This window comes from Rhodococcus sp. B50 (assembly GCF_013602415.1).
Lineage (GTDB): Bacteria > Actinomycetota > Actinomycetes > Mycobacteriales > Mycobacteriaceae > Rhodococcus.
On record NZ_WPAG02000002.1, the window covers coordinates 4,630,175 to 4,655,209 of the forward strand.

The window sequence follows — 25,035 nt, forward strand, 5'->3', positions numbered from 1 at the left end:
CTCCGGTGAAGAGCCCTTCTGTATGTACCTCCCGGGTCGCCACTCCACTGTCACCCCGGGGCGGATGAGATTCACGAGTAGTGCACTACTCGAACGCCGAGCGTCCCCCTCGGCAGGACCGGAGGTGATCATTCTCGTCCGGTACCCGCTCGGGAACACTCACGACCCGGTTAGTCTCTGGACGTGCGCGTCGCTGTGGTTGCCACCACACTGTTGTTCCTGCTCGCGGCCTGTGCGCAGGACACCTCGTCGCGCCCCTCGCCTCCGGAGGACCTTCCGGTGGTCCGCGCGGATGGCGACCGGCTCGTTCTCGACGACCGCCCGTGGTGGCCGGCCGGGCTCAACGCCTACCAGCTGGGTACGCGCTGGGAGGTCAATCAGGGATGCGGCGCCGAGGTGGATCTCGACGAGTTCTTCGGCGCACTGGCGCCCCGATCCGTGGTGCGGTTCGACGCCTTCCAGTCCCACGCCGTGCACCGGATCGGCGGCACACTCGACTTCTCCGCGCTCGACGCCGTCTTCGACGCCGCCGAACGGCACCGGGTGTACGTGATCCCGGTTCTCGCGCCGCAGGACAGTGATTGCGACGCGGGCGGGTACAAGCAGGCCGGCTGGTACGACGCCGGTTGGCGCGACCCGCTGCCCGGTCATGTGCTCGCCTACGACGACTGGGTCGCGACGGCCGTCGAGCGGTGGGGGTCGTCGCCCTCGGTGGCGATGTGGGAGTTGATCGGCGAACCGGAGACCGCGACCTGCACCGACGACGAGTGCGCCCTCGAACGACGCGAGTGCTTTCCCGGCGGTGCACGACTGCTCCGCAACTGGATCGACGAGGCGGCAACGATCGTCCGCGAACACGACCCCGACCGGCTCATCACGGTCGGCACCATCGGAGGTGACCAGTGCGGTTCGGCCGGAGACGATTTCGGGGCCGTGACGGACGCGGCGCAGCTCGACGTCGTGCAGTACCACGACTACGACGACGCGCAGTTCCTCGAGCAGCGACTCGCCGGGTTGTCGAAGCCGATGCTCGTCGCCGAACTCGGTGTCCGGGCCGGCTCGTGCCTCGACACGAGCGACCGTGCCGAGATCGTCGACCGTACGCTCACGCGGTACCGCGAACTCGGCGCCGACGGTGCGCTGATGTGGTCGTTCGTCCCCGACCCACGGCAGGACGAGTGCACCTACGACATCGGCCCGGACGACCCGGTCCACTACGTCCTACGCCGCCACCATCGCTCAGGGTGAAGCACGGTCGAGTACCCGGAAAAGCCTCCAATCGGGTTGGTCGGCACCGTCGTTGGGAATCTCGAGTTCGAGCACCGCGATGTCGCTGCCGGTCTCGTAGATCGTGGGATAACGACGGTTGACGGCATCCGACACACCGCGTCCCTCGTTCGGGACCGCGAGTATGTACTCGACTCCGAACTCGGCGGGTCGGTTGAGCAGTGTGGTGAAGTCGCCGTCCGACGGAATGACGAACGTGTCGGGTCGCTCGGTGGCCGAAAAGATCGCGAAGCCGTAGACGGTGTCCATCAGCACCGAGCCGGGTGGCAGGTCCATCGCGTCGAGGTAGTCGGCGATGCGCCGTTCGGTGGAGAACGCCGTGATCACCCGTCGCTGTTGCTCACGCACGTCGGACGGGTCGCCGTCGTCCGGGAACAGGACCGTGCGCAGCGCGTGCTGTTCCTGCGACAGGGTGGGGGAGAGCATGGCGACGAACGTGACGGGCAGACTGCACACCAGCAGGATCGCACCCAACGGGGCCGCGCCGCTGTTGTCCTCGGCTCTCGGAACGGTGTGCGGGCCGGGCCGTCGCGCCGCGAACCGCCCGCGTCGCGGCGCCAGCTGCACGACCCACACGGCGAGCAACGGGATCGCGCAGATGTAGAAACGCAGGAACGGAAAGGTCATTCCGCGCGCGTACGACAGTGCCGCGAAGCCCAGGACCGCCCCGAAGACCACGAACGGTACGAGCGGTTCGAGATCGCGTCGTCGCCACGCGAGCACCGCCACGATCGGAATCGACAGGGGGAGGGCGGGTCCGAGCACCACGATCTCGGAAATCGAGAACGCGATCGCTTCCAGGCCCCCGGACGACCCGCCACCGCTCTGTTCGAGGATGGCGGCGTTGCCGTAGGTGGAGGTGAACTGGGCGAGTGCTTCTCCGGTCACGAGCCAGCTCGTGGCGACGAAGGCGACGAAGGCGAGTGCGAGAGGAGCGGCGACGAGGATCGCGTCCATGAGCGCCGGATGCCAGCCCGAACCGGGGGCGTATCTGCGGGAGCGATACCGCACGAGCAGTGCGACGAACACCGTCACCGCCGCACCGACGGCCAGGGCGTCGTAGCGAGCGAGATACGCGACGGCCAGGGCGATACCCGCCAGGGCGAGGTCGTGGATGTCGTCGGTGCTGCACCACCGGATGAGCCGGCGTGCGGCCCAGCACAACGCGAACAGGAACGGCGCCTCGCTCATCCCGTTCGCGCCGTAGTAGACGATCATCGGATTCAGCGCGAACACCGCCGTCACCGTCCACACGAACCACGGGGCACATCCACGATCGCACGCGATCTTGTGGATCTGTACCGCTGCGCCGGCCATGAACGGCGCCGACATGAGCACCGCCGTCACCGAATAGGCCGTCAGTCCGGGAAACCACGCCGACAGGCCGGCGAGAGGCACCTGGACGAGTGCGGTGAGCGGCGTGAACACGAATCCGATGGCGGCGAGATGCGGGTCGCGGCTCAGCAGCACCGTCCGCGCAGCGCTCACACGACTCAGCGAATCCCCTTGGTAGTACTGCACGTCGAGCGCGAGCCACAGACCCGCCGCCAGATAGATCAGGCACGAGGTCCAGAACACCCATCGGCTGCGGGCCTTCACGACGACAACCCGTGGAAGGTCTTCTCCCAGTAGGAGGGGTTACGGATGAGCTGATAGGTGCCTTTGATCGCTGCGATGGACATGAGCACCCAGTACAGCGGGACGGTCAGGCACGGCCACCACAGGTTCGCGTGCCCGGTCTCGCGACACGCGACGAAGTTCATGTACATCACGGCAACGTTGCCGAACACGAGCGAGATCAAGGCGGGGAAGTAGGCGTACCACGGAAAGATCTCCTCGATGAGATCCGCTTGTCCGAGCAGCCACGACAGCGTCGTCATCCAGAACACCATGTTCAGGCACGCGATGATCGGTGTGCCCGCCAGCAGGGTCGTGAACCGCAGCATCCCGACGGTGCCGATGACCCGCCACAGTCGGACGGGACGGCGCATGTGGACCAGCCAGGTCTGCAGATAGCCCTTGTACCACCGGGACCGCTGCCGCACCCAGTTGATCGGATCGCTGTTCGCCTCCTCCAGTGTGGTGGAGTCGAGAACTGCAGTGGAGTAGCCGGATTCGGCGATCCGGACGCCGAGATCGGCATCCTCGGTGACGTTGTACGGATCCCACGCACCGATCTCGTCGAACACCGATCGGCGGATGTGGTTCGACGTCCCGCCGAGCGGAATCGGCGAGTGCGACTTCATCAGGCCGGGCAGGATGAAGTTGAACCACAGCGCGTAGTCGGCGGTGAACCAGCCGGTCAGCAGATTCTGGGTTCCGTTGTGGAAGGCAAGTTTCGCCTGCACGCACGCCACGTCGTCGCCGAGACGGTCGAAGACTGCGACCACTCGGCGCAGCTGCAGAGGTTCGGGGAGGTCCTCGGCGTCGAAGATCGTCACGATCTCGCCGGTCGTGAAGTGCAATCCGTAATTGCACGCCTTCGGTTTCGTGCGCGGGTCGGCGGCCGGAACGAGCAGGATCTCGACGCTCTCGCCGAGTCCGGCCTTCTCCGCGGCGTCGATCGTGACGGTGTCGTCCTCCTCGAGCAGCAACAGCACCTGGAGCTTGTCGGCCGGATAGTCGAGCGCGGCCATGGCGGCGAGCAGGTCGCCGACCACCTCGGGTTCGTTGTAGGCGGGGACGAGCACCGTGTACGGCGGGAGCCGGTCGTCGGGGAGGGCGCGCGCTTCCTCGTCGTCGACGATGAACTGGGCGTCGCGTGCCATGCCGCGGGTGAAGAGCAACAGCCGGTCGGCGAGGGTCGCGATGTACCCGAAGGTGCACAGCACGGTGAAGACGATCAGGGTAGGTTTCGTCGCCACGACGAGCGAGGCCGCGAAGGCCGCGGCGAGGGCGAATCCGAGATACTTCTGCCACGGCACGAATGCGACCGACGCCGACGAGACGGGGCTGCGTTCGCGGAGTCCGTGTACGGCCTCGTGCAGCGCCGCCTTCCGGTAGGCGTCGAACTCGGCGGTGTCTTCGACCGGAACATCGTGTCCGGAGCCGACGTTCACGCGCCCTGCCATTGCGCCTCCACGAGTTCGCGACCCACTTCGATCAACATGGAACGATCCTTGTACTCGGGCTCGTTGTCCTCGACGGTACCGTTGCCGCGCAACAACACTCGCATCAGGGTGCGCGCGTTGGCGACGGTGTTCGGTTCGGGTTGCGGGAACGGCGCATCGAGTTCGTGGTTGTCCACCGTCAGCAGGCTCACCCGCTGGGCGACGGTGTCGCTGCGGGTCCAGACGAAGCTGAGCAGGCTCCACGTCAGGAGCAGTGTGTCGTCGACGACGGTGAAGTACTCGGCGGTCACGCCGCGACCCAGATCGACGTATTCCTTCGGGCTCACCCGTGATTTACCCAGTGCGTACATCGATTCGGTGGGGTACACGGCGAACGAACCGACACGACGCACCTGCAGGGTCTGCACTGCGACGGTGCGGGGACGCAGCAGTCGATCCCACTCCGGGTTCGGTTCCTCCGCTCGGAGCATCTGCCGGCGCAGCACCGATCCCTGGCGGAAATAGGCTCGGGGCCAGTCGTAGTCGACGGACGACAACTGCACCCATCCGGGGGGAACGATCTGGGTGGCGGTGCCCGAATAGGGCGGGCCGGCCGAGACGGGTGTCAGACGTTGGTCGGGGAGTGGCAGGAGCGCGGCGAGCAGTGCGGCCACCGCTATGCACATCGCTCCGCGCACGGCCTGGGGAATCGACACCGGGTTCGCCGGCAGTGTGCGGGGGGCGAGTCCGCGGAACGTCCACAGGTAGGCCCCGGATCCCACGACCACCGTGGCGATCAGGGCCGGAACGTACTGGTCCACGGCGATGGGTGCGTCCGGCCATCGTCGATCGATCACGACGAGCGCGATCAGTCCGGTCACGAATGTCGCGGAGCCGTAGAAGAATCCACGAGCCCGGTTGCGCCGCGTCGCCAGTCCGATCGCGGAGGCGGCGAGCACGAGGGTGACCGCACCGGCGACGAATTTCGTCCCGCCGAGCTCGATGAGCACGATGCGGTACACGATGGGCGAGCTGAGGAAGAGCATCATCCATGCTTCCCAGTACGCCGCGGTCACCCGCAGGCCGAACATCGCGACGCACGCGCCGCACACGAACACCCACGCGGCAAGCACGTCGAGATGCATCGCCTGATAGTTCGTCGGGTACCTCGGCATCAGCAGTCCCTTGATCGCGAGGGCGATCAGCAGCAACAGGACGGACGTGATGATGTCGGTCTGCCGGTCGTGGATGGGTAGTTCGTTCCGGCGCCGACGCGTGACACCGATCGCGACCACCGCGACGAGCGGCGGCACGATCAGGACGTAGCCGCCCGTGGTGCCCGCGCGCATCTCGTCGATCAACTGCAGCCACGTGGAGTGGAAACCGATCAGGGTTGCGGCGACGATCACGATCCACCGATTGGTGGTGTGCAGCATCGCGTTCGTGAAGAACCGTTCGGTGAACGGCGGTTGCTCGACTGTCGTGGTCATAGCGTTCACCGCGACTGCGGACGGCGCCGGCGGGAGATCGCCCACACCGCGGCGCCTACCGCACCGACGACGAGCAGGACGACACCCGCAACGACCACCGCGGTCACCGTGCTGTTCGTTCCCGACGACGCCGCGTCGACGTCGTGGTCCTGGGTCTGTGGATCGATGAGCGTGATCGGATCACGGTCGGGTGCGGTGAACAGCACGCTGCCGTCGAGCTCGAACCAGCGGCCGGGCTCGGCGGAGAGCCAGTCGATCGTCCGATCGAGTTCCTCGGGGACGTCGGTGGAGGTGGCGACCAGCACGGTGCGTCCGTCGTCGCGCACGACCTGCAGAGAGGCGAAGTCCACCTCGGTGCCGAAGGTGAGGCTGGTGCTCTCGCCGTCGGCATTGCGGACCTCGAACCGGCGGTCCTCGGTGCGGACGAGCGGCAACTCCGACTGCAGTCGTTCGGGGAGGACGCCGTTCGCCGCCACGACCAGCGCGGGCGCCGACGAGCTGAGCGCGTCGTCGATCGACACCCAGGTCGGATCCAGCGGGCGCGTGGTGAGCGACTGGAGCCCGGCGACGAGTTCGACGGCACGTCCGACGTCGACGAGTGTGCGACCCGCGGTGGCGACGTTCAACTGTGGCATCAGCGTCTGGGGCAACGACGGAAAACCGACGGGAACGGGCGGGTCGGCGATGGTGCTCGACACGCGGCTGTTGCCGTCGATGCGGAGTGTGACGGGCTGCTGGAGACCGCACTGCTGCTGGGAACCGGTCGTGCGGAGCGCGACGGTGATGTCGGTGAGACGCCCGAGGGAAGAGTTCGGCACCGTGACCACGCGGTCGATGACACCGCTCGCATCGGCTGCCCACGCGTCGAGCTGGACGTCACCGGCCGAGACGGTGATCAGCCCACCCTGGGCGGCGGGGAGCGGGGTGTAGGAACCCTTCAGATCGATGGCGACATCCCGGACGGGCCGGCCGAACTCGGCCTGGTCGAGGAACAGGTGCACGTCGGCGATGCCGAGGCCGCTCGTCTCGAGGTCGGACACTCGCAGGTCGTACAAGGTGGTCGAGTCCGGAGCAAGGATGGGCGGGACGTCGAAGGCGCCGACGGCGACGTCGGAACCGACGGCGAGACCGGACAGGATGCTGTTCACCAGGTGTCCCTGGTCGAGGAGAGTGTCCGCGTCGCCTCGGACGTACAGGGCGGGAGGGCCGTCGGGAACGGCGCCGAGCTCCACACCCGTGTCCTCGCCTTCGCGGACGACGATCTGGCGGACGAAAGGACTGTCGGCGGCCGGGGGAATGCCGTTCGGCGGCAGTTCACGCACGTCCACCGGCACCTGACGTCCCGAATAGCGCGCGATCACGTCGGCGGCGAGATCCAGGGTGACGGTCGACTCGGCGTCCGTCGGTCCTTCCGTCAGATACAGCTCGAGACGTTCGAGGACGGGAGGTAGAAAGTCGGCGACCACGGACGGGAGCGTGGGGGTACCTGCGTACCGCACCACACCGTCGCGCAACCGCACCGAACCGAGGGTCCAGTCGTCGGGGCAGATGTTGTCGACGGCGGTCAGGGACAGACCCAGCGAGATCACCGCGGCGTCGTTCTCCACCTTCGCGCCGGAGAGCGGAATCGACAGGGGCACGATGTCGCCACCGGCCGGAAGTTCCACCCGGGTGAGCAATCGTCCGTCCGAGGTGACGTCGATCCATCCGCGCGCGACATTCGTGGGCAGCTGAGCGGTGGTGTCCAGGAAAGCGGGGGTATTGCCGTCGGGGATCGGAACTGTGAGCGTGACGATATCGGAATTGCCACGGAATTCGATGTTCGGGCCGAGGCCGAGAGTGCGGGTCGGGAAAGTCACCTCGCCCGGACCGGTTGCTCCTGTCGGCTCGAGCTCCTGTGCTGCAGCGGTAATGGGGTTCGCGCACAGCGTCATCGAGACGGCAAGGGCCAGTATGAGACTGCGCCGGGAACGACGACCGGTTCGGGAGAATGTCACCCGAGCAGCGTATTGCGCCGGGTCACGAAGTTATTGCAGACGCGTCGAGAATTCGGTGTGACGTTGTGCTGTTGTAACAAAAGCAGGTGCAGACCCGATTTCGGTCGACGACCACAATTCGGACGAACGGGAGGACTCCGTGGCGGAACCGACGACGGATCGGACGGTTGCTGCGCAGTGAGTGGTTCGCTGTTGTTCGTCGGGCACACCGGTGAGTGTTCGGGTGCCGAGAAGGTGATGTTGACGCTCGTCGACGTCGCCCTCGCACAGGGTCGTCGGGTCGTCGTGGCGTGCCCCGGCGGACCGCTCGCCGAGGCGCTCCCGGCCGGATGCGTGCACGTCCGGCTGCCGCGGCTGGGCATGTGGGGTCAGACGGGACTCGGGCGGATCGTGGGCCTGGCAGGTCTTCCGGTGCGCTGGCTGACGGGAGCACTCCGACTCCGCCGTGTGCTCGCCGTCGAGCGACCCCGGGTGGTGTGCAATTCGCTGTTCGCGTTGCCGTCCCTGCGACTCGCCGTGGCGGGTACGTCCCATCGCACACATGCGAGGTGGCTTGTGCACGACACGCTGTCGTCGCGGAAGCAGCGCCTCGTCGCCCGGTGGGGCAGGGCGGCGGTGGCGGGTGCGGTCGCGGTCTCCCGCGCCTCGGCGATCCCGGTCCGTGAATGCGGGTATCCCGTGGTCGTCGCACCGCACGGCGTTCCGATCCCTCCGTCTCTGTCCCGTAGCGCGCCGCGTGCGGACTCGACGGCGCGGGTGGGCATCCTCGCATCGGTGACCGAATGGAAGGGGCATCGTGTCCTCCTGGACGCGGTCGCCCAGGTGCCCGATGTCCGGCTCGACGTGGCAGGCACGCCGTTCCCCGGCGACGAACCGTTCCTCGACGAGTTGCGGCGGCGCGCCGAGCAGCCCGATCTACGTGGACGGGTGTCGTTTTTGGGCCGGGTCGATCCGGCCGAGGTCTTCGCGGTCTGGGACGTGACGGTCTCGGCGAGCACCTCACCCGAGGCGGGGCCGCTGGTCGCGCTCGAGGCGATGGCGCACGGTGTGCCCGTCGTGGGCACCGATCACGGGGGCACCGCCGAGCATCTGGCCGACGGCGCGGGAATACTCGTGCCACCCGGTGATGCGAAGGCACTGGCAGAGGCGTTGCGGCTGCTGGTGACCGAACCCGGCCTGCGAAACGAACTCGTGATCACCGCGCGTCGCCGGGTGGAGGAACATCACGACATCGAGGTGACGCTTCCGGCCATGGTGGACGCGTTATGGGGGACCAGCGTCACATTGTGAGCCGTCCTCGAGTATTGCTTTTGCAACCATGTTGTGATCCCCGATGTTTGGTGTTGGCGGCGGATTCGCGCACACTGTGAGCCATGTGGGTGTGGATCGCATCGGCGCTGGCGGCGTGGCTGAGTCTCTCGGCTCTCGGCGCGCTCGCGGTCGGTCGGTTCCTGTTCGTCGCCGAAAGCGAGGAACAGCTCGTCGAGATGCAGCGGGAGCAGCGTGATTCTGCGAATCCTCCCGTGGCTTCCTGACACGCCGGACGATCGCCTGCGCGATACTCGCGAGTAACAGTTTCTCGTGTCTAGACTCTGCTTCGCGTCGTCCTCCTGTCCCCCCATGTGAGGACGGCCGCACGGGTCGGTTACCCCCCATCACCGATCCGTGCAGAAGCCCCGGCCGATCCACCACCACGATTGCCGGGGCTTCACCCATTTCTGCCGGAGATATCCTGTGGCTCATGACCGAGCAGACTCCCCGGGTTGCGATCACCTATTGCACACAGTGCCGATGGTTGCTGCGCGCCGGGTGGATGGCGCAGGAACTGCTGAACACTTTCGGTACCGCGCTCGGCGAGGTCGCCCTCGTTCCGGGAACGGGTGGAGTGTTCCGCATCGTCGTCGACGAGACGGTCGTGTGGGATCGTAAGGAAGACAAGGGTTTTCCCGAGATCGCCGTGCTCAAGCAGCGGGTGCGCGATCTCGTGGAGCCGGATCGTGATCTCGGGCACGTGGATCGGGCCGCCTCTGCCGACGACGCCCCTCGTCGCGACAGCACCGACGCCCCTCGTCGCGACAGCACCGACATCTCGCGGTAACGTTCCCGCATATGTGCCCGCGTTCTACGCGCGCGGGCACGGTCGACGGCGTGCCGCTCACGAAAGCGGTCGCCGACATCGAAATACGGGGAGGAAAATCGATGAATTCTGTTGCGAAGAAGGCTGCCGTCGCAGCGTCGGGTGCCGCACTGCTGGCACTGGCAGTGCCGGGAGTGTCGTCCGCTGCGGGTCCGAGCGTGTCGGCGAATGCGGAGAACGGCGCCATCGTCGTCGACTTCGATCTGAGCCGGGCGGACGTCGATCGCGGCGTCACCTGCGTCACCTACGTCCTGAAGCCGGGCACCGTCGACACGGCCGATCCGTCGGGCCGCATCGACGCGCAGCCCGCCGGCACGAGCTTCTCGGTGACCAACACCAGCACCTCGAGCGCGTTGTACATCAAGGACGGCGCACCCTCGCAGGCCGGCCCGGAGTCGATCACCGACGGCACCTACAACGTGTTCTGGGGCTGCCAGGACGCCTCGGGTACGCAGTACGAGAACATCTTCGACGCGTCCGGTCGTCCCTTCACCGGTGGCATTTCGGTGACGGTCGGCGGCGGGTCCGCACCGCAGGGTGAGGCGGCTCCGGCCCCGCAGGCGCAGCCGGCACCGCAGGGTCAGGCCGCACCGCAGGGCCAGGCCGCGCCCGAGGCCGGGAACGTGCCCGAGGCTCCCCAGGCGCAGCCGGAGCCGGTCGACCCCTTCCAGTTCGTGATCAAGTTCCTTCGCGACCTGATCGGCGCCTACCTCTGATCGGCGTCCCACCGGTCCACGAGTGACCCATCGGCGGCACCCCTGTGGGGTGCCGCCGATGCTTTTCGCACCGGCCCTGCAGATGTCGTCGCGTCCGCGCTGGCTGCCCGGTAGCCGACGGACCGTACGGGTCGGTAACATTTGCCCGATTCGTCGCGACACACTGGCAACGTGCCCCTCTCCGGGGCGGCAGCGAAAGGCCTGTGCATCGTGTCCGAACGAAGCATCCGCGACGCCGAACTGCGTCGTGAGCTCGGTGTTCCTCCCACTGTCGATCTCGTCGGGCATGCCCGTGACCTCGCTCGGGTGGCCGTGCCCGCCGCACTCGTCGCCGCGCTCGCCGCGGTCGCGGTGTTCTTCGTCCGCGACAGTGGTCCCGGGGTGTACGAATCGTCGCTCGTCGCGGAGATCCGTTCGTCCTCCACGGTGTCCGGCTCCGACGCGACGCTCGGGCAGCTCATCGCCCCGTATGTAGCGCTGTCGCAGGACTCGGCCGTCGTGGCTGCGATCGCGGCCGAGACGAACGAAGATCCGGTGAAGCTGCCGTCGAGGATCGACGTCGGGTACGGCTCGTCGCCCACACTGCTCACCGTGACGGCCCGCGACGATTCGCAGGCCGACGCCGACCGGCTCGCACAGACGGTCGTCACGCAGCTCGACCGCACACAGACCGAGCGCAATCGTGCCGCCCTCGACGCGCGTATCGCCGAACTCGATGGCGTCGTCGCCGGACTGCGCGCCGATCTCGCCGCAAGTGTCGCGTCCGGTGAGGAGGGCGCAGGCGACCCGGTGGTACAGGCCGAACTCGACGCACGCCTCGAACAGCTCCGCCAGGCACGTTCGGGCACGAGCCTGGAATACCTGCAGGTGCTGTCGATGCCCGCGGGCACGGGGACGAAGGTGTCCCCGCAGCCGCGTGCCGAAGCCGCAGTCGCCTTCCTCGCAGTGTTCGTCCTCGTGGCCGAGTTGCTGGTCGCGTTGAACGGGCGCTTCGGCGCGACGAACAGTGCGGCATGGGCCCGTCGGGTCGCGCGTCGCTACCGGACGGCGGTGCAGGTGGAGACGAACGACCGGACGACGCTACCGCTCGACACGATCGTCGTGCTGCAGCAGCGCGCATCGCTCGGCGACCGCATCCTGCTCCTGAGCGGAGACGGAGTGGACATCGACATCGACGCTTTCGGCGACGCCGGCGACCGGATCGTGTGGTGCGGGATCGGCGAACAGTGGTGGACCCGGGCGCACACGGAGGGTCTCGCGCTCGCCGTGATCGTGCTGCAGGCCGAGGCCGAGGGGCGTGCGGAGGCAGAGGACACGCTGCGTGCCCTGGCCGAGATCGAGGTGCCCACGCGTCTCGTCGTGCTCGGTGCCGGACGCGAGTTGGTGCCCGTGCTCCCGACCCGCCGTCGCGAACCGGCCGCGGAGGCCGCTTCCGGCAGCCCTGCGCCCGTACCGCCGGCGCGTCCCGCTCCCGACGACCGCTATCGGGCGCAGCAACCGGTGTCGTCGCAACCCGAGTCGCTGTTCGTGCCACCGGAGGACCCGGCCTACCAGCAGTACCGCTACGACGAGGGATACGGCTACGGATATCGGGAGCAGCACGCTCACGGGGAGCAACACGGCTACGACGAGCGCCAGGAGGCGTCGCCGCGCTACTGATCCGGTTTCCGCCCGAGTTGAAGCTCTGCGCCGACACGCTATAGTGATGACGGTCACTCCAGGGGATGGGTGTGGCCTGCGCAGCCGAGCACATCGGCGACACGACGAGGGAAACAATTTGTCTATCTGCATTGCCGGCACCCCGCAGCACAACACCGCGACGCCGGGAAGCACCGAATGGATCAAGGCTCATCTCGCCCGCATGGACGACGGCGCGAACTCTGTACCGTCCACCGAGGACGTTGCCGCCGAGAGCGTCGTCGACGCGCGTCGTTAGGCTCCGGGTCGAGGACTGCGACGAGGATCGGCCGGGTACACGTGCCGTGAGCCGAGCGAGGGAGGGAGCGAGACATGAGGGAGTTGTTCAAGGGACAGCTCGACGACCTGGTCGGACGACTCGGTGAGCTCGCAGCGGTCGCCGGTGAGGGCCTCGAACTGGCCACCCGCGCGTTGTTCGACACCGATCTCGACGCGGCTCAGGCCGCTCTGGATCTCGATGCGCGGATCGCCGAACTCGACACCGATTGCTCCGAGCGAGCGGTGCGGATCCTCGCGCTACAGGGTCCCGTGGCCGCCGACCTGCGGTTGGTGTTCTCCGCAGTCCGCATCACGAGCGATCTCACCCGGATGGGCGAACTGAGCCTGCACATCGCGCGGGTCGTGCGGCGTCGTCATCCCGAGTCGCTCGTGTCCGATCTCCTGCGGGACGATCTTCGCCGGATGGCCGAACTCGCGGCGCAGATCGTCGCGATCCTGCGCGACGCGTTCACCGACTTCGACCTCGACACGATCAAGGGCACGCACACCATCGAAACCGAACTCGATGCGGTGCATTCGCGACTGCTGTCTCTGCTCGAGAGCCCCGAATGGGACGGCGACATCCGGACCGCGGTCGACACCGCGCTCCTCGCGCGTTTCTACGGGCGTTTCGGCGACCAGGCTGTCGACGTGGCGGATCGGTTGATCTTCTTCGTCACGGGCCAGCGACCGGCCGCCTGACTTCGGCGCGCGGCGCGTGGCGAACCGTGCGATTCTTCTGCCATGACCAGCGACGAGCGCCTCTCGGTCGACGGTCCTGGGGTGCCCGGGTTCGACGACCTCGACTTCGACGCCCTGTCGGCGCGGTCCGGTGCCAAGTGGGCACGGGCGGCCGCCGACGGGCTGGCCCCCGCGTGGGTCGCCGACATGGATTTCCCGGTCGCACCGCCGATCGCGCGTGCGCTGCACGACCTGGTCGACCGTAGCGACCTCGGCTATCCCGACTGGTTCCACGGCACACCGCTGCGCGAGGAGTTCGCGCAGCGCATGCGCACGCGCTACGGCTGGGAACCCGATCCCGGTGCGGTCCGCGAGCAGACGGATCTCATCCAGGCATTGCAACTCGTGCTGCATCTGAGCACCACACGCGGGGATGCGGTAGCGATCCAGACACCGAACTACCCGCCGTTCCTGGCGTCACTGCGACGGATGGGTCTGCAGCAGATCGACTTTCCGTTCGTCGACCGAGGCGACGGGTGGGTGCTCGACTTCGATGCGTTCGAGCAGTCGGTGGCGCGGCGTCGTCCGCGGGTGCTGGTGCTCGTCAACCCGCACAACCCCACCGGGCGGGTGCACACCCGTGAGGAACTCGAGCGGATCGCCGACCTCGCCGACCGATTCGACATGCTCGTCGTCAGCGACGAGATCCACGCGGAGCTGGTCTACGAACCGCACCGGCACATCCCGTTCGCCTCGCTCGGACCGCAGGTCGCTGCGCGGACAGTCACCCTCACGTCGGCGAGCAAGGCGTTCAATCTCGCGGGTCTGCGGTGCGCGGTGGTGCACTACGGATCCGGGACCCTGTTGAGACGGCGCGACGCGGAACCCTTCGACCTGTACGGGACCGTGTCGGTTCCGGGGGTGGTCGCCACGCTCGCGGCGTGGCGCGAGGGCGACGCGTGGCAGCGCGATCTGCTGCACGTACTCGACCGGAATCGTCGGCGAGTGGACGACGTTCTGCGCGAACGAATCCCGGAGCTGCGGCATCATCTGCCGCAGGGTACCTACCTGACCTGGTTGAACACCGGTCCGCTCGGCATCGATGATCCGGTGTCGACCGTGCGCGATCGGGGCCGTGTTCTCGCCGACGGTGGGGTGCGGTTCGGCTCGGGAGCACGGAACTTCCTGCGCATCAATTTCGCGACGTCGGGTCCGATCCTCGATCGGATCCTCGATGGCGTCACCGACGCGTTCGGCTCCTGACCGTCACCACACCGCGTCGGCCGGAGACGGGTTCACGGCGCCGAGCGAGTCGCTGACGGCCGCGCACGCCGAGGCGGCCGAAGCGACTACGGCGCGTGAGGGTTTGGCCGAGAAGTTCTGGTAGAGCACCCCGAAGTTCTGTTCGACGTCGGCGCGGTTCGTCCCGCGGTCGCGCATCGAGTAGACGAACACCTTCTGCACCCATCCGAGCCGACGCGCCTCCGCGATGCCGTCGGCGATGATGTCCGCCTGCCGTTGGGCGCTCACCGCATTCGAGGCGGTGCCGGTCGGAGCGCCGAACTCGGTGGCCCACACCGGTGTGGCCCCGTCGCCGTACTGCACCATGGTGTCGCGCATCAGACGCATGCGGTAGAAGGTGTTCCAGCTCTGCGTGCTTGCGTCCGACGGCAGCGCCGGATAGCTGTAGGGGTGGACGGACAGGATGTCGAAGTACTGGTGCGCCCCGCGCGCGTAGAGCTGCTGCACGTAGGTCACGGGGGAGATGTCGGAGCCGTTGTCCACCGCCGGAGCGAGTCCGCCGTTGAGGATCCGGGCGCCCGGCTGCACGGACCTGACGGCCGGAGCTGCCGCGGCGAGCAGTTCGACGTACTTCCCGACATCGGGACGGGGACGGAAGAAGTTCGTCAGATTCGGTTCGTTCCAGATCTCCCAGTGCGTCACGCGAGTCGAGTAACGCTGGGCCGCCTGCCGGGCGAAGTCGGCGAATGTCGCAGGATCGGCGGGATATCCGTGGGTGTCGCCGCCACCGGCGACGCGCGCCCAGGCCGGCGTGTACGCGATGATGCCCACCACTTCGAGTCCGCGGCTGCGGGCGCGGTCCACCACGCGGTCCGGGACCGACCAGTTCTGTTGTCCGCGGTTCGGTTCGATCACCGACCAGTCGATGTCCACGCGTAGCCACCGGGCGCCGACCGCACGGATCGCGTCGAGTTCGCGGTCGAGTTCGGAGTCCGGCAGGTACATCAGCGGCGCACCGGCGGCGATGCCGATGTCGTCGCTCCCGCACGTCGTCGGTGGAGCCGGTTGTGTCGGTGGGGCGCACGCTGCGAGTGCTGCAAGGGAGCACGAGAGGGCTGTGGCCAGTACGGCGCGTGCGAGACGACCCATCGACTCTCCTGCTGATAGAACGGACAATTCCGGCATCGGTCGTAACGTCGCGCCTCCGACCTGCGATTCGTCCGGTGGAGCGAGCGGCAGACCGATGCCGCGGGTTCACTGTAACGAGGAGAGGACCGGAAGATGCGGGATTCGTGGACCGAAGGATCCGGTGCATGCGCACCGTGAATTTCGAGATCCACGACGAGGCATCGGCCACCCGGCTGTCCGAGGAATGGGACGACCTCGCACAGGAGCTGGGACAGCGTGTCGCGACACGGCCTTCGTATGCACTGGCGTGGAACCGGATGGGACGCGGACGAGCGGCGGTGTGTACCGTCCGGCGCGGTGGTCGACTCGTCGGCCTCGCACCCCTGCACGCCCGCACCCGCATGGGGGTCACCGCTCTACGCCTGCCCGCCCACGGCCTTGCCACGATAGGCACCTTCCTCGCGACCGACGAGGCGGCGCTCGCCGACCTGCTCGACGGCATCGCCGAGCGGAACATGGCGATGCAACTCGACCACGTCGATCTCGCCGACCCTCTCCTGAAAATGCTGCACGCGTCACCGCGGTGGAGCGTCGAGGTCGCCGGGACGGAACAGTGCCTGACGATCGATCTCGCCGTCGGTGCCGGCGCCGAGTCGCTGCGAGGTCGACGCACGTTGAAGACGCTGTCCCGGCTCGAACGTTCGCTGGAACGGGCAGGCACCCCGGCGTCCGTCGAAGTGGTGTGCGAGCCGGAACATCTCGCGCGGCGATGGCCCGACATCACCGCGGTTGCCGCGGCTGCCGACGAGAACAGCGGACGCGACAACTTCTGCGCGCCGCCGTTCACCTCCTTCACCAGACCACTGTTCGAGGCCGAAGCACGTGCCGGCAGGCTGCTCGTCGTGGGCTTACTCGTCGGTGGCCGATGGAGTGCCCACGAGATCATGTTCCGCACGGGAACGACGGCGGAGATGTGGATGGGCCGCTTTCATCCCGAGGTGCGCCGCCACCAGCCCGGCCAACTGCTGCATCGCCATCTCACCGACCGGCACGGAGAACTGGGCATCGACCGCTTCGACTACCTGCTCGGCACATCGGAATTCAAGTCGCAGTGGGCGAACGGAGGCTACGAGGTGGGTCGGATCGTCGCCGTTCCCACCTCGGGACCGCACCTCCGGTGGGCCCTCCGCATTGCAGACCTCGGAGCGGATCTCGTCCGTCCCCTGCGCCTGGCCGCGCGCGACGCCTTCACGTCGAACCGCTCGTGATCAGAGGCAACCGGGGGTGACCGCGGCCGTGCGCAGCACGTCCCAGGCGGGCTTGGGCGACCCGTCGTGCGCGAGGACCCCGAAGTTCTGCTCGCGATCGGACACCTCGGTGCCCAGGTCGAGGAGGCTGTAGACGAAGAGTTTGTCGACGAAACCCAGCGCGCGCTGTTCGGTGATCCCGTCGCGCAGGATGTCCGCTTGTTCCGTAGGTCCCACCGCGTCGGTGCCCGTACCGGTCGGCGCTCCGAACTCCGTTGCCCAGATGGGCTTGTCGGAGTCCCCTCGCTCGACCATGACGGTGCGCATCTCACGCATCCGGTAGAAGGCGTTCCACTCGGACGTGGAGGCATCCGACGGCAGTGCCGGGTAGCTGTAGGGATGCATGCCCACCACGTCGAAGGCCGACGACACGCCCTGGTCGTACAGTTCGGCGAGGAAGGTCGTCGGGGCGATGTCCGATCCGTTGTCGGTGCCGGGGGACAGGCCGCCGGTGATCACCACCGCCTCCGGGGCGACGTTGCGGATCGCGTCCGACGCCGCCACGAGCAGATCGGCGTACGCGCCGACATCGGGTTGCGGGGTGAAGAAGGCCGTCAGGTTCGGCTCGTTCCAGATCTCCCAGTGCGTGACGCTGTCGGAATAGCGATCGGCGACGTCGCCTGCGAAGCGCCCGAATTCGCCGGGGTCGGCGGGCATCCCGTGCGGGTCGCGGGGATCGGCCTCCGACGTCCGCGCCCAGCACGGAGTGTGGGTGAGCAGGCCCAGCACCTGCAGGTCGTGCGAGTCGGCTGCGGCGACGATCCGGTCGGTGCCGCTCCAGTCGAAACGACCGCGTGCGGGTTCGATGATCGACCAGTCCATGTCGAACCGGATCCAGCCGGCCCCGCTGTCGGCGACCGTCGACATGTACGCGTCGAGATCTGCGTCGTCGAGGGTGTCGAGACCGGCCCCGGTCGCGATGCCCAGACTGCCGTCTGTCAGATCGGTGCGGCAGTCGCGTGCTTCGGTGCTCTGCGTACACGACAGAGCGAACACACCGACGAGGGTGAGAACGGCGCGGAGCGGTATGGATCGCGACACGCGACGCGGCATCGACCGCGAAAGGGACACTGCAACCTCAACGGGACTTGACGAGACCGGCCAGGCCGAGCCCGTCGGTGATGGGAAGGACGTGGGTTCCGGCCAGAACACAGACAGCCGAGACGGCAGCGGTGACGGGCCAGGGAAGATCGTAGCGCTCCGCCAGGAGCGACATCCACACGGCCACCGCAACACCCAGCATCGCGATCGCCACGGTCTGGGCGAAGGGGAACAAACCCGCGATCCGCACGCTTCGGGCCACGACGATCCAGATCGCGACGAGCATCGCGGCCTCGGTGAGCACCGTCGCCACCGCCGCCCCGCCGAACGACATACGGGGAATGAGGACGAGGTTGGCGCCGATGTTCCCGGCCAGAGCGGCCAGCGCCACCCAGGGATACACGCGGTGACGACCGGTCGCGATGAGCACCATGAGACCGAGTTCGGTGAGCATCGACAGGGCACTGCCGAGCACCAGCATGCGCGAGGCGTCGGCGGCTTCGGCGAACCGCTCACCGTAGAGGAGCGACAGCACGCCGTCGGCGGAGGACCAGAATGCCGCCGTGGCGGCCGCGCCCAGCACCGCCAGGAGCATCGCCGCTTCGCGCGTGCGCTGCCGGAACTGGTCGCTCTGCGCTGGCCAGGTCGCGACCAGCAGTGTCGTCACCGGGCCCACGACGGTCGACGACACCATCGACAGCAGGTCGGCGAACTTGTACCCGACGGTGTAGAGGCCCACCGAGTCGAAGGTGTCCATCCGCCCGAGCATCAGCACGTCGATCTTCGACAGCAGGGTGAGCAGAGCGAAACCGATGCTGAGGGGGATCGCCTCGACGAGCATCTCCCGCCAGCGCCACAACTGGGCGCGCGCGGCGGGCAGGGGACCGGCCTTGCCCGCACGCACACCGCGCACGAGGATGCCCGCGCCGACGATCTCGTTGACCACGGCCGGTACGACGAGCACGAGCAACACCGGATTCCACAGCACCGCCGCGACGGTGGCGACCAGTTGGGCGAGTTGGCCGAAGGTCTCGGCAACCGCCACCGACGCCATCCGCAGGCGACTCTGATACATGACGGACAGAGCGTTGCTGGGGGTCGCGATCACCACGACGAGTCCTGCGACCACCGTTGCCCAGACCACATCGGACGAATATCCGAGCACCACGACGTACCCGACTGCCAGCGTGTATCCGAGCAGACCGAGCGCACCGCGCAACGCGATGAACGCCGTGGTGACGTACGAGACCTCCCATGGATTGCATTCGACGAGCTTGGCGAGCACCACGCGTCCCACGCCGAGATCGGTGACGACGGACAGCAACCCGAGCAGACCGAAGACGAAGGAGAACTTGCCGAAGTCCTCCGGTGCCAGCACCCGGGCAACGATCATCGAGCCGGCCCACCCCATCGACGCGACGGCCAGCCGGCTGCCGAGCATCACGACGGTGTTGCGTCGCGCCGCCTGCCCGTCGAGTTCGGGTGTCTGCGGTTCGTGAAGAGTGCCACCGGGGTCGTGCGCCGCGACGATCCGCTCCATCACGACGGTTTCGGCCATGCGATCGGCCAGCGAATGTCTACCCACGGGGCGGCCTTCTCAGATTCTCAGGCCCGTGGTGCGGTAGGCGTCGCGCGTGAGTTCGGCGGTGCGCGTCCACGTCGAAGCCGCGGCGACCTCGCGTCCGCGTGTGCGCAGCGCGTCCGCGGTGTCGGTGTCGTGGACGACCACGCGCAGCGCCGCGGTCCACGACGTCTCCGTGTGTTCGGTGACGAGCAGTGCTCCGTCGTCGACGACGTCGGGCAGAGCGCCGACGGCGCTCGTCACCACGGCCCCACCGCACGCCATCGCCTCGAGTGGCGGCAATCCGAAGCCTTCGTAGCGCGAGGCGTACGCGACGGCAGTCGCCGCGGCGTACAGGGCCGGAAGGTGTGCGGTGGGAACGTAACCGAGACCGATCGAACCGGCCGGCGCGTCGGGCCCGGTGGATCCGGCTCCTGCCAGCACCAGCGGGATATCGAGGATGCGGCACGCGGCGGCGACGAGCGCGACGTCCTTGCGGGGTTCGACCGTGCCGACCTGCAGGACGAACCGGCCGGGCAGCCGGTAGGCCCTGCGGATGTCCCGTGCCTCCTCGGCGGTGGGAGGTTGCGCCCATGGGGCGGGCGCCAAGGGCGTGACGACGGCCTCGCGCCCGCACAGCGCGTGCAGACGTTCGGCGGTGAAGTTCGAGACCGCGACGAGCACGTCGGCCCGCCTCATCGCGTCGCGCAACAGCACGCGCTCACCGGCAGCACGGTGTTTGCCGAACGCCCACGGGGTGTCGAAGACGGCGAGGTCGTGGAACGTCGAGACGGTGACGCCAGAACACAGGGCGGGCAGATCGACGTCGAGGCTGTGGAACAGGTCGACGCCGCGCACGGGCACCTTGGCATACAGCATCCGCCGCACCCCGTCGGCGACCGGCCGCACCTGTGGGGTCACGCGAGGAGGCAGCTCGCCCGTGGCGTCGCATTGCACGGTGGCCCGCAGCGCCGCCGCGGGGAGCAGGGGGTCGAGTGCGTTCAGCAGTTCGCGGACGTAGGTCTGGACTCCGCTGCCGGAGGGGCGGAGTGCGAGCGCCCCGAACCCGATGCGGTGAGCGAGCTTCGGTGAGGTGACCAGTGTTGGGTCAGTGCGCATCCGACAGTTCCTAACAGTAACCAGAAATAGACGTCGAGAGGGAAGATCTCGAGATAGGTCGCCACCGTGGAGGCGACCGCTGCCGCGACGATCGTGCCGCTGACCCCGAGTGCGAGGGCGGCGTCCTGCCCGCTCAGCACCCGAGACGCGCGCAGGGTCGAGACCGCGGCGCATACGAGCACCAGGACGAACAGCCACACGCCGAGCGGGCCGAGTTCCACGGCGAGCTTCATGTAGTAGTTGTCGGGCTGATAGGGCATGAACCCGAACTGCACGGCCGCCAGGTACGACAGCTCCGACAGCATCGGGTTGCTCTGGGCCACCGTGTCGGCTGCGGCCGAACCGGTCGCGCCGAGTCCCTGGCCGAGGGGGTGCACCCACAGCGACGACAGCGTCTGCGACCACCCGTCGCCACGCTCACCGAGACTCGACGAGGAGAACAGCGGCGCGAGAATCGAACTCGGTACGGCGAACAGGACGAGCGGTGCGAGCGCCGCGGCGGCGCCGAAGCCGAGGAAGAGAGGGCGGTAGCGGTGCACGGCCAGCCACAGCAGTGCGACGGCGACTCCGATGTAGCTGGCGCGCACGATCGTCACGCCCATGCCGAGCAGCATGACCGGCGTCGCGCACAGGAAGAGTCTGTTGCGGAGCCGATGCGGATCGGCGAAGGCGACGGAGCATCCCACGATGAGGCCGACCATCACGAACAGGCCGAAGGCGAAGGGTGTCGTGAATGTGCTGAAGCTGCGCAGGATTCCGCCGCTGATACGTAGGTGCTCGTCCCAGCGGTAGCCGAGTTCCGCGAGCCGTTCACCGCCGATAGCCTGCTGGGCGAGTCCGACGACAGCGGTGACGGCCGTGGTGCCCATGAGGATCGACACCAGATGGTCGCGGTCGCGGGCGTCGAACGGTGCGCGCCACAGGATCACCGGAATGACGAGATAGAAATAGGTGATCTTGATGGCGATGATGCCGGCCAGTCCCGAGACGAGCAGCGCCGACAGGACTCCCATCGCCACCCACGCGACCACGGCCGGCCACCACGGATACGACGGTGCGGGGAGTCGGCTTCGATACGGACCGACGACGGTCGCGGCGAGGGTGAGCAGCAGCAGGCCCTCCTTCCACGGCGACAGGGTTTCTCCGCCGGGAATGATCGCCAGCAGGCCGTGGAACGGAGTGAGCGCGGCGATCAGCAGCAACCCTCGCTGGGGGCGCCGCCGGAGCAGCACTCCCAGCACGAGTACCGCGGGTACGGCGAGCAGCAGGAGAGTCACGAGACACGCTCGTCGGCAACAGGAGCCGTTGTGCTGGTTCCGAATCGGGCCAGCACGGCGGAGATGATCGCCGTACGGAGGAACTCGCGGCCGTCCCGCTGCCGACCGGTGTGATCGCCGACATCGCTGGTGAGGATGTCGCCGGTGAAACCACGACGCCGTACCCGGCGAAGGCCTTCCTCACCCCGCTGGGACAGGAACCATCGATGGTCCTCGGCGGACAGCACGACCGTGGTCGACACGCCCGCGCGGCGCAATGCTTCGAGCCCCACCTCGGGAACCTGTGTCACGCCGAGCCTGCCGAGGAGCAACCACAACGGATACGGCAGATACTTCTGCGCCCACGGCTTGATGCGGGCCCGTAAGGACACTGTCTCCGGCTCCGCCGGTGCGCCGGCGGCCGGCACATCGGGCGCGTCGGGGCTGAGGTTGGCGCGCAGCGACTTCCGTCGGTGGGTGCACCACAGGATCACGTTCACGAGCACGGTGAGGTGCGCCGCGCCCCGGAGGGCGGCCCACGACGAGTACCACGCACCCGAGCACAACCCGATCGCGGCGAGATCCTGCGGGTCGATGCCGAGCGCGGCGACAGCGTCGAGGGCATCGCGGTCGGAGGCGTCGGAGTACAGCGGGGTGGGTGCCGACCCGTGCGCCGTGCCGGTGTCGCCCACCCCGGTCCGGTCGAACCGGACCGAGGAGATACCGTGCGCGGCGAACTCCCGTGCCAGCTCGACCCAGAGGCGGCTCGGGCCCAGTCGGTGTTCGTAGGCGGTCCCGAAGAACAGCACCGTAGGAGCGGGCGGGCGCGGGCCGTCGGCGTCCTCGGTGCCGACACCGTGCGTGCGCAACGCGAACATTCCCTTGGGGCCGAGATACTCGACGCTCTCGTGGATCGGGAGCCCGGTGCCGGTGGTCGCGACGACGGCGCGCTCCCGGGCGGGGAAGCGGACCTCGCGTGCGGTGCTCGATGCGACCGCCGCCGCGATCCAGTCGGCGATGCGGGTGAGGTGTTCGGTCGGGATGGCAGGGTGGAGCGTGCTGGGGGTGGTGAAGGACTCGTGGCCGTCGAGGGACAGTTCGTCACCGTCGAGCGCGGCGGCGAGCGCCGACACCGTCGCGGTCTCGCGCGCCACGGGCCGGGTCGCGAGCAGTGTGCGTGCGCCGGCCAGTGAGCAAGGGTCGATCCTCAGGGCACCGAGTGCGTCGGCGGCCTCGGGAGCGAGTACGCCACCGACGATCGAGACTCGGGGGTCGTCGGGATCATCGGCACCGAGGGCAAGGCGGTAGAGGGCGCGCTGCTCGCGTAACAGTGCTCGTCCCGAGACGATCGGATCCCACAGCACGGCGGCATCGACCGGTCCGCATCCCGGCAGAGCGGTTGCGGCGATCAGTGCGCCCGCGCGCAGTCCCGCGACGGTGACGTGTTCGACTCCGCTCGCGCGGGCCGTCGCCACGGCGGTGGCGACACTGCGGTGCCAGGCTGCGACCGCATCGGGTGAATCCTGGTCGCCCGCGGAGTCGCCGGTGCCTTCGTAGTCGAAACGCAATGCCGCGAGTCCGCGCTCGACGAGTTGTTCGGCGAGGGCTTTGACGCCCCGATAGGTGTCGAGGTGTTCCTTGCCGAGAGGTGGGCACAGCACCACCGCGCCGCGTGCGCGGCCGTCGGCGGGAAGGTGGACGTGGCCGAGGAGTGGGGACTCGGCGTCACCGAACCATGACGCGTGTCGCACATCCACTCCGTGACCTCCACTGTCGAAGGGGTGAAAGACGGGGTGATTTCTCGACCCGTTGTTCAACCCTGAATCTTCTTGCCGTTCGGACGTATTCGTATCGAGGGATCGCACCGGCCCGTTACCTTCCACCCTCGGCAGGGTCATAAAGTACCTTCCCTGTCGGTTCGAGGTCTTCGGAGGGATGGCTGTGCCCGGAATCTTGGTGCACGAATGGATCGCGCGCGACGGAGGTTCGGAGAAGGTTCTCGACGAGTTCGTCCGCACCTTTCCCGACGCCGACGTGCTGTGCCTGTGGGACGACGCCGATCGGTATCCGGAGCGGACGGTGCTCGAGAGCGGTCTGGCGCGTACGCCTCTGCGACGGAACAAGGCTCTGGCCCTGTCCGCCATGCCCTACATCTGGCGCCGGCGGCCCGGCGCGTACGACTTCGCCCTGGTCAGCTCGCATTGCTTCGCCCATCACGTCACCTTCCGGAGTGCTCCGAGCGGGTTCGAGAAGTTCGTCTACGTGCACACTCCGGCGCGCTATCTGTGGAATCCGGAGCTGGACGATCGCGGTGCCTCGCTCGCGGTGCGGTGCGCCGCGCCCCCGCTGCGGGCCCTGGATCGGCGCCGCGCACGGGAGGGTGCGCACTTCGCCGCGAACAGCGATTTCGTACGTCGCCGCATCGAACGCGCGTGGGATGTCGAGGCGCGCGTGATCTTCCCTCCCGTCGAGACGGCCCGCATCTCGTCGGTGCCCGACTGGCGTGACGAACTGTCCGCGGCCGAATCCGCTCTGCTGGAGCAGCTTCCCGGAACCTTCGTGCTGGGAGCATCGAGGTTCGTACCGTACAAGCGACTGGATTGGGTGCTCCGGGCCGCCGACCGCGCCGGTGTGCCCGCGGTGATCGCGGGATCCGGGCCGGAGGAGGGCCGGTTGCGACAACTCGCCGCCGAGGCGAAGGTGCCGGTCCACATCCTCGCGCGGCCGTCGGACGCGCTGCTCTATGCGCTCTACCAGCAGGCGCACGTCTACGTCTTCCCTGCGGTGGAGGATTTCGGAATCATGCCCGTCGAGGCGCGCGCCGCGGGGGCGAGCGTGATCGTCAATGCGCTCGGCGGCGCCGGCGAGACGGTCGTCGAGGGGGTCGACGGCCTGCGCTTCCACGAGGACACGGTGGAGGCCGTCGCCGAGTGCATCACGGCGATCGACGCCGTCCCGAAAGGGCGCGACGACGCCGTGACCGCGTTGTCCTCGGAGAACTTCCGGCAGCACATCCGCGATTGGATAGACGAGGAAATCGGACAAAGGTGATCTACCTCATACTACT

At 68.0% G+C, this 25,035-nt stretch carries 21 protein-coding genes; 11 read left to right on the forward strand and 10 right to left on the reverse strand.

Annotation, left to right across the window (positions count from 1 at the left end; genetic code table 11):
- Positions 1 to 183: 183 nt before the first annotated feature.
- Positions 184 to 1,248, forward strand: a complete 1,065-nt coding sequence (locus tag GON09_RS21800) for a beta-mannosidase (RefSeq protein ID WP_213933692.1) — start codon at positions 184 to 186, stop codon at positions 1,246 to 1,248.
- On the opposite strand, the gene GON09_RS21805 is transcribed toward GON09_RS21800, so the two are convergent.
- The 4 genes from GON09_RS21805 to GON09_RS21820 are packed head-to-tail and all read right to left on the reverse strand — an operon-like array spanning position 1,240 to position 7,824.
- Positions 1,240 to 2,886 carry an ArnT family glycosyltransferase gene (locus GON09_RS21805; RefSeq protein ID WP_213933693.1) on the reverse strand — a complete coding sequence of 549 codons (1,647 nt, stop codon included), beginning with the start codon at positions 2,884 to 2,886 and terminating at the stop codon, positions 1,240 to 1,242. The genes GON09_RS21800 and GON09_RS21805 overlap by 9 nt on opposite strands.
- Entirely contained in the window at positions 2,883 to 4,358 is a 1,476-nt protein-coding gene (locus GON09_RS21810) for a glycosyltransferase (RefSeq protein WP_213933694.1), read from the reverse strand. Before GON09_RS21810 ends, GON09_RS21805 begins: the two co-directional genes overlap by 4 nt.
- Positions 4,343 to 5,827 (reverse strand): archaeosortase/exosortase family protein, encoded by a 1,485-nt coding sequence (locus GON09_RS21815; RefSeq protein WP_244865596.1) that lies wholly within the window; start codon positions 5,825 to 5,827, stop codon positions 4,343 to 4,345. The genes GON09_RS21810 and GON09_RS21815 overlap by 16 nt, the downstream gene beginning before the upstream one ends.
- A 5-nt stretch (positions 5,828 to 5,832) precedes the next feature.
- Positions 5,833 to 7,824 (reverse strand): hypothetical protein, encoded by a 1,992-nt coding sequence (locus GON09_RS21820; RefSeq protein WP_307854445.1) that lies wholly within the window; start codon positions 7,822 to 7,824, stop codon positions 5,833 to 5,835.
- Positions 7,825 to 8,001: 177 nt separating this feature from the next.
- On the opposite strand from GON09_RS21820, the gene GON09_RS21825 reads away from it, so the two are divergent.
- From GON09_RS21825 to GON09_RS21860, 8 genes are all read left to right on the forward strand, one after another.
- The gene (locus GON09_RS21825; RefSeq protein ID WP_213933696.1) at positions 8,002 to 9,114 is read left to right on the forward strand and encodes a glycosyltransferase family 4 protein; all 1,113 of its coding nucleotides are present in this window, start codon (positions 8,002 to 8,004) and stop codon (positions 9,112 to 9,114) included.
- Between the two features lie 83 nt (positions 9,115 to 9,197).
- Complete coding sequence (locus tag GON09_RS21830) at positions 9,198 to 9,359, forward strand: hypothetical protein (protein WP_213933697.1); 162 nt, start codon at positions 9,198 to 9,200, stop codon at positions 9,357 to 9,359.
- Between the two features lie 206 nt (positions 9,360 to 9,565).
- On the forward strand, positions 9,566 to 9,922 hold the full coding sequence (locus GON09_RS21835; protein WP_213933698.1) for a SelT/SelW/SelH family protein: 357 nt from the start codon (positions 9,566 to 9,568) through the stop codon (positions 9,920 to 9,922).
- Positions 9,923 to 10,023: 101 nt separating this feature from the next.
- On the forward strand, positions 10,024 to 10,677 hold the full coding sequence (locus GON09_RS21840) for a hypothetical protein (RefSeq protein ID WP_213933699.1): 654 nt from the start codon (positions 10,024 to 10,026) through the stop codon (positions 10,675 to 10,677).
- Positions 10,678 to 10,887: 210 nt separating this feature from the next.
- Positions 10,888 to 12,336 (forward strand): hypothetical protein, encoded by a 1,449-nt coding sequence (locus tag GON09_RS21845; protein WP_213933700.1) that lies wholly within the window; start codon positions 10,888 to 10,890, stop codon positions 12,334 to 12,336.
- Positions 12,337 to 12,454: 118 nt separating this feature from the next.
- Entirely contained in the window at positions 12,455 to 12,613 is a 159-nt protein-coding gene (locus tag GON09_RS21850; RefSeq protein ID WP_213933701.1) for a hypothetical protein, read from the forward strand.
- 74 nt (positions 12,614 to 12,687) lie between these two features.
- Entirely contained in the window at positions 12,688 to 13,335 is a 648-nt protein-coding gene (locus GON09_RS21855; RefSeq protein ID WP_213933702.1) for a phosphate signaling complex PhoU family protein, read from the forward strand.
- Positions 13,336 to 13,377: 42 nt separating this feature from the next.
- The gene (locus GON09_RS21860; protein ID WP_213933703.1) at positions 13,378 to 14,577 is read left to right on the forward strand and encodes a MalY/PatB family protein; all 1,200 of its coding nucleotides are present in this window, start codon (positions 13,378 to 13,380) and stop codon (positions 14,575 to 14,577) included.
- Positions 14,578 to 14,580: 3 nt separating this feature from the next.
- Here GON09_RS21860 and GON09_RS21865 read toward each other — a convergent pair whose 3' ends face one another.
- Positions 14,581 to 15,705 (reverse strand): cellulase family glycosylhydrolase, encoded by a 1,125-nt coding sequence (locus tag GON09_RS21865; RefSeq protein WP_213933704.1) that lies wholly within the window; start codon positions 15,703 to 15,705, stop codon positions 14,581 to 14,583.
- Between the two features lie 164 nt (positions 15,706 to 15,869).
- Between GON09_RS21865 and GON09_RS21870 the strand changes: the two genes are divergently transcribed.
- A complete protein-coding gene (locus GON09_RS21870; RefSeq protein ID WP_213933706.1) occupies positions 15,870 to 16,952 on the forward strand; it encodes a GNAT family N-acetyltransferase in 1,083 nt (360 codons plus the stop codon).
- Here the strand turns inward: GON09_RS21870 and GON09_RS21875 are convergent, their stop codons facing one another.
- From GON09_RS21875 to GON09_RS21895, 5 genes are read right to left on the reverse strand one after another with little or no spacing between them, the layout of a single operon-like run.
- Complete coding sequence (locus GON09_RS21875; RefSeq protein WP_307854446.1) at positions 16,953 to 18,032, reverse strand: cellulase family glycosylhydrolase; 1,080 nt, start codon at positions 18,030 to 18,032, stop codon at positions 16,953 to 16,955.
- 37 nt (positions 18,033 to 18,069) lie between these two features.
- Positions 18,070 to 19,617: a flippase gene (locus GON09_RS21880; RefSeq protein WP_307854447.1), complete on the reverse strand. Its 1,548-nt coding sequence runs from the start codon at positions 19,615 to 19,617 to the stop codon at positions 18,070 to 18,072.
- A gap of 12 nt (positions 19,618 to 19,629) precedes the next feature.
- Complete coding sequence (locus GON09_RS21885; RefSeq protein WP_213933707.1) at positions 19,630 to 20,712, reverse strand: glycosyltransferase family 4 protein; 1,083 nt, start codon at positions 20,710 to 20,712, stop codon at positions 19,630 to 19,632.
- A complete protein-coding gene (locus tag GON09_RS21890; RefSeq protein ID WP_213933708.1) occupies positions 20,595 to 21,989 on the reverse strand; it encodes an O-antigen ligase family protein in 1,395 nt (464 codons plus the stop codon). Before GON09_RS21890 ends, GON09_RS21885 begins: the two co-directional genes overlap by 118 nt.
- On the reverse strand, positions 21,986 to 23,719 hold the full coding sequence (locus tag GON09_RS21895) for a serine aminopeptidase domain-containing protein (RefSeq protein ID WP_307854448.1): 1,734 nt from the start codon (positions 23,717 to 23,719) through the stop codon (positions 21,986 to 21,988). The genes GON09_RS21890 and GON09_RS21895 overlap by 4 nt, the downstream gene beginning before the upstream one ends.
- A 184-nt stretch (positions 23,720 to 23,903) precedes the next feature.
- Here GON09_RS21895 and GON09_RS21900 point away from each other — a divergent pair, with 184 nt between their 5' ends.
- The gene (locus GON09_RS21900) at positions 23,904 to 25,019 is read left to right on the forward strand and encodes a glycosyltransferase (RefSeq protein WP_244865598.1); all 1,116 of its coding nucleotides are present in this window, start codon (positions 23,904 to 23,906) and stop codon (positions 25,017 to 25,019) included.
- Positions 25,020 to 25,035: the final 16 nt, after the last annotated feature.

Bases quoted from the DNA above. Each gene is read 5' to 3' on its own strand.
- GON09_RS21855 (WP_213933702.1), top strand. From the start codon at position 12,688: ATGAGGGAGTTGTTCAAGGGACAGCTCGACGACCTGGTCGGACGACTC.
- GON09_RS21865 (WP_213933704.1), bottom strand. From the start codon at position 15,705: ATGGGTCGTCTCGCACGCGCCGTACTGGCCACAGCCCTCTCGTGCTCC.
- GON09_RS21900 (WP_244865598.1), top strand. From the start codon at position 23,904: ATGGCTGTGCCCGGAATCTTGGTGCACGAATGGATCGCGCGCGACGGA.
- GON09_RS21840 (WP_213933699.1), top strand. From the start codon at position 10,024: ATGAATTCTGTTGCGAAGAAGGCTGCCGTCGCAGCGTCGGGTGCCGCA.
- GON09_RS21870 (WP_213933706.1), top strand. From the start codon at position 15,870: ATGCGCACCGTGAATTTCGAGATCCACGACGAGGCATCGGCCACCCGG.
- GON09_RS21810 (WP_213933694.1), bottom strand. From the start codon at position 4,358: ATGGCAGGGCGCGTGAACGTCGGCTCCGGACACGATGTTCCGGTCGAA.
- GON09_RS21860 (WP_213933703.1), top strand. From the start codon at position 13,378: ATGACCAGCGACGAGCGCCTCTCGGTCGACGGTCCTGGGGTGCCCGGG.
- GON09_RS21885 (WP_213933707.1), bottom strand. From the start codon at position 20,712: ATGCGCACTGACCCAACACTGGTCACCTCACCGAAGCTCGCTCACCGC.
- GON09_RS21815 (WP_244865596.1), bottom strand. From the start codon at position 5,827: ATGACCACGACAGTCGAGCAACCGCCGTTCACCGAACGGTTCTTCACG.
- GON09_RS21830 (WP_213933697.1), top strand. From the start codon at position 9,198: ATGTGGGTGTGGATCGCATCGGCGCTGGCGGCGTGGCTGAGTCTCTCG.
- GON09_RS21835 (WP_213933698.1), top strand. From the start codon at position 9,566: ATGACCGAGCAGACTCCCCGGGTTGCGATCACCTATTGCACACAGTGC.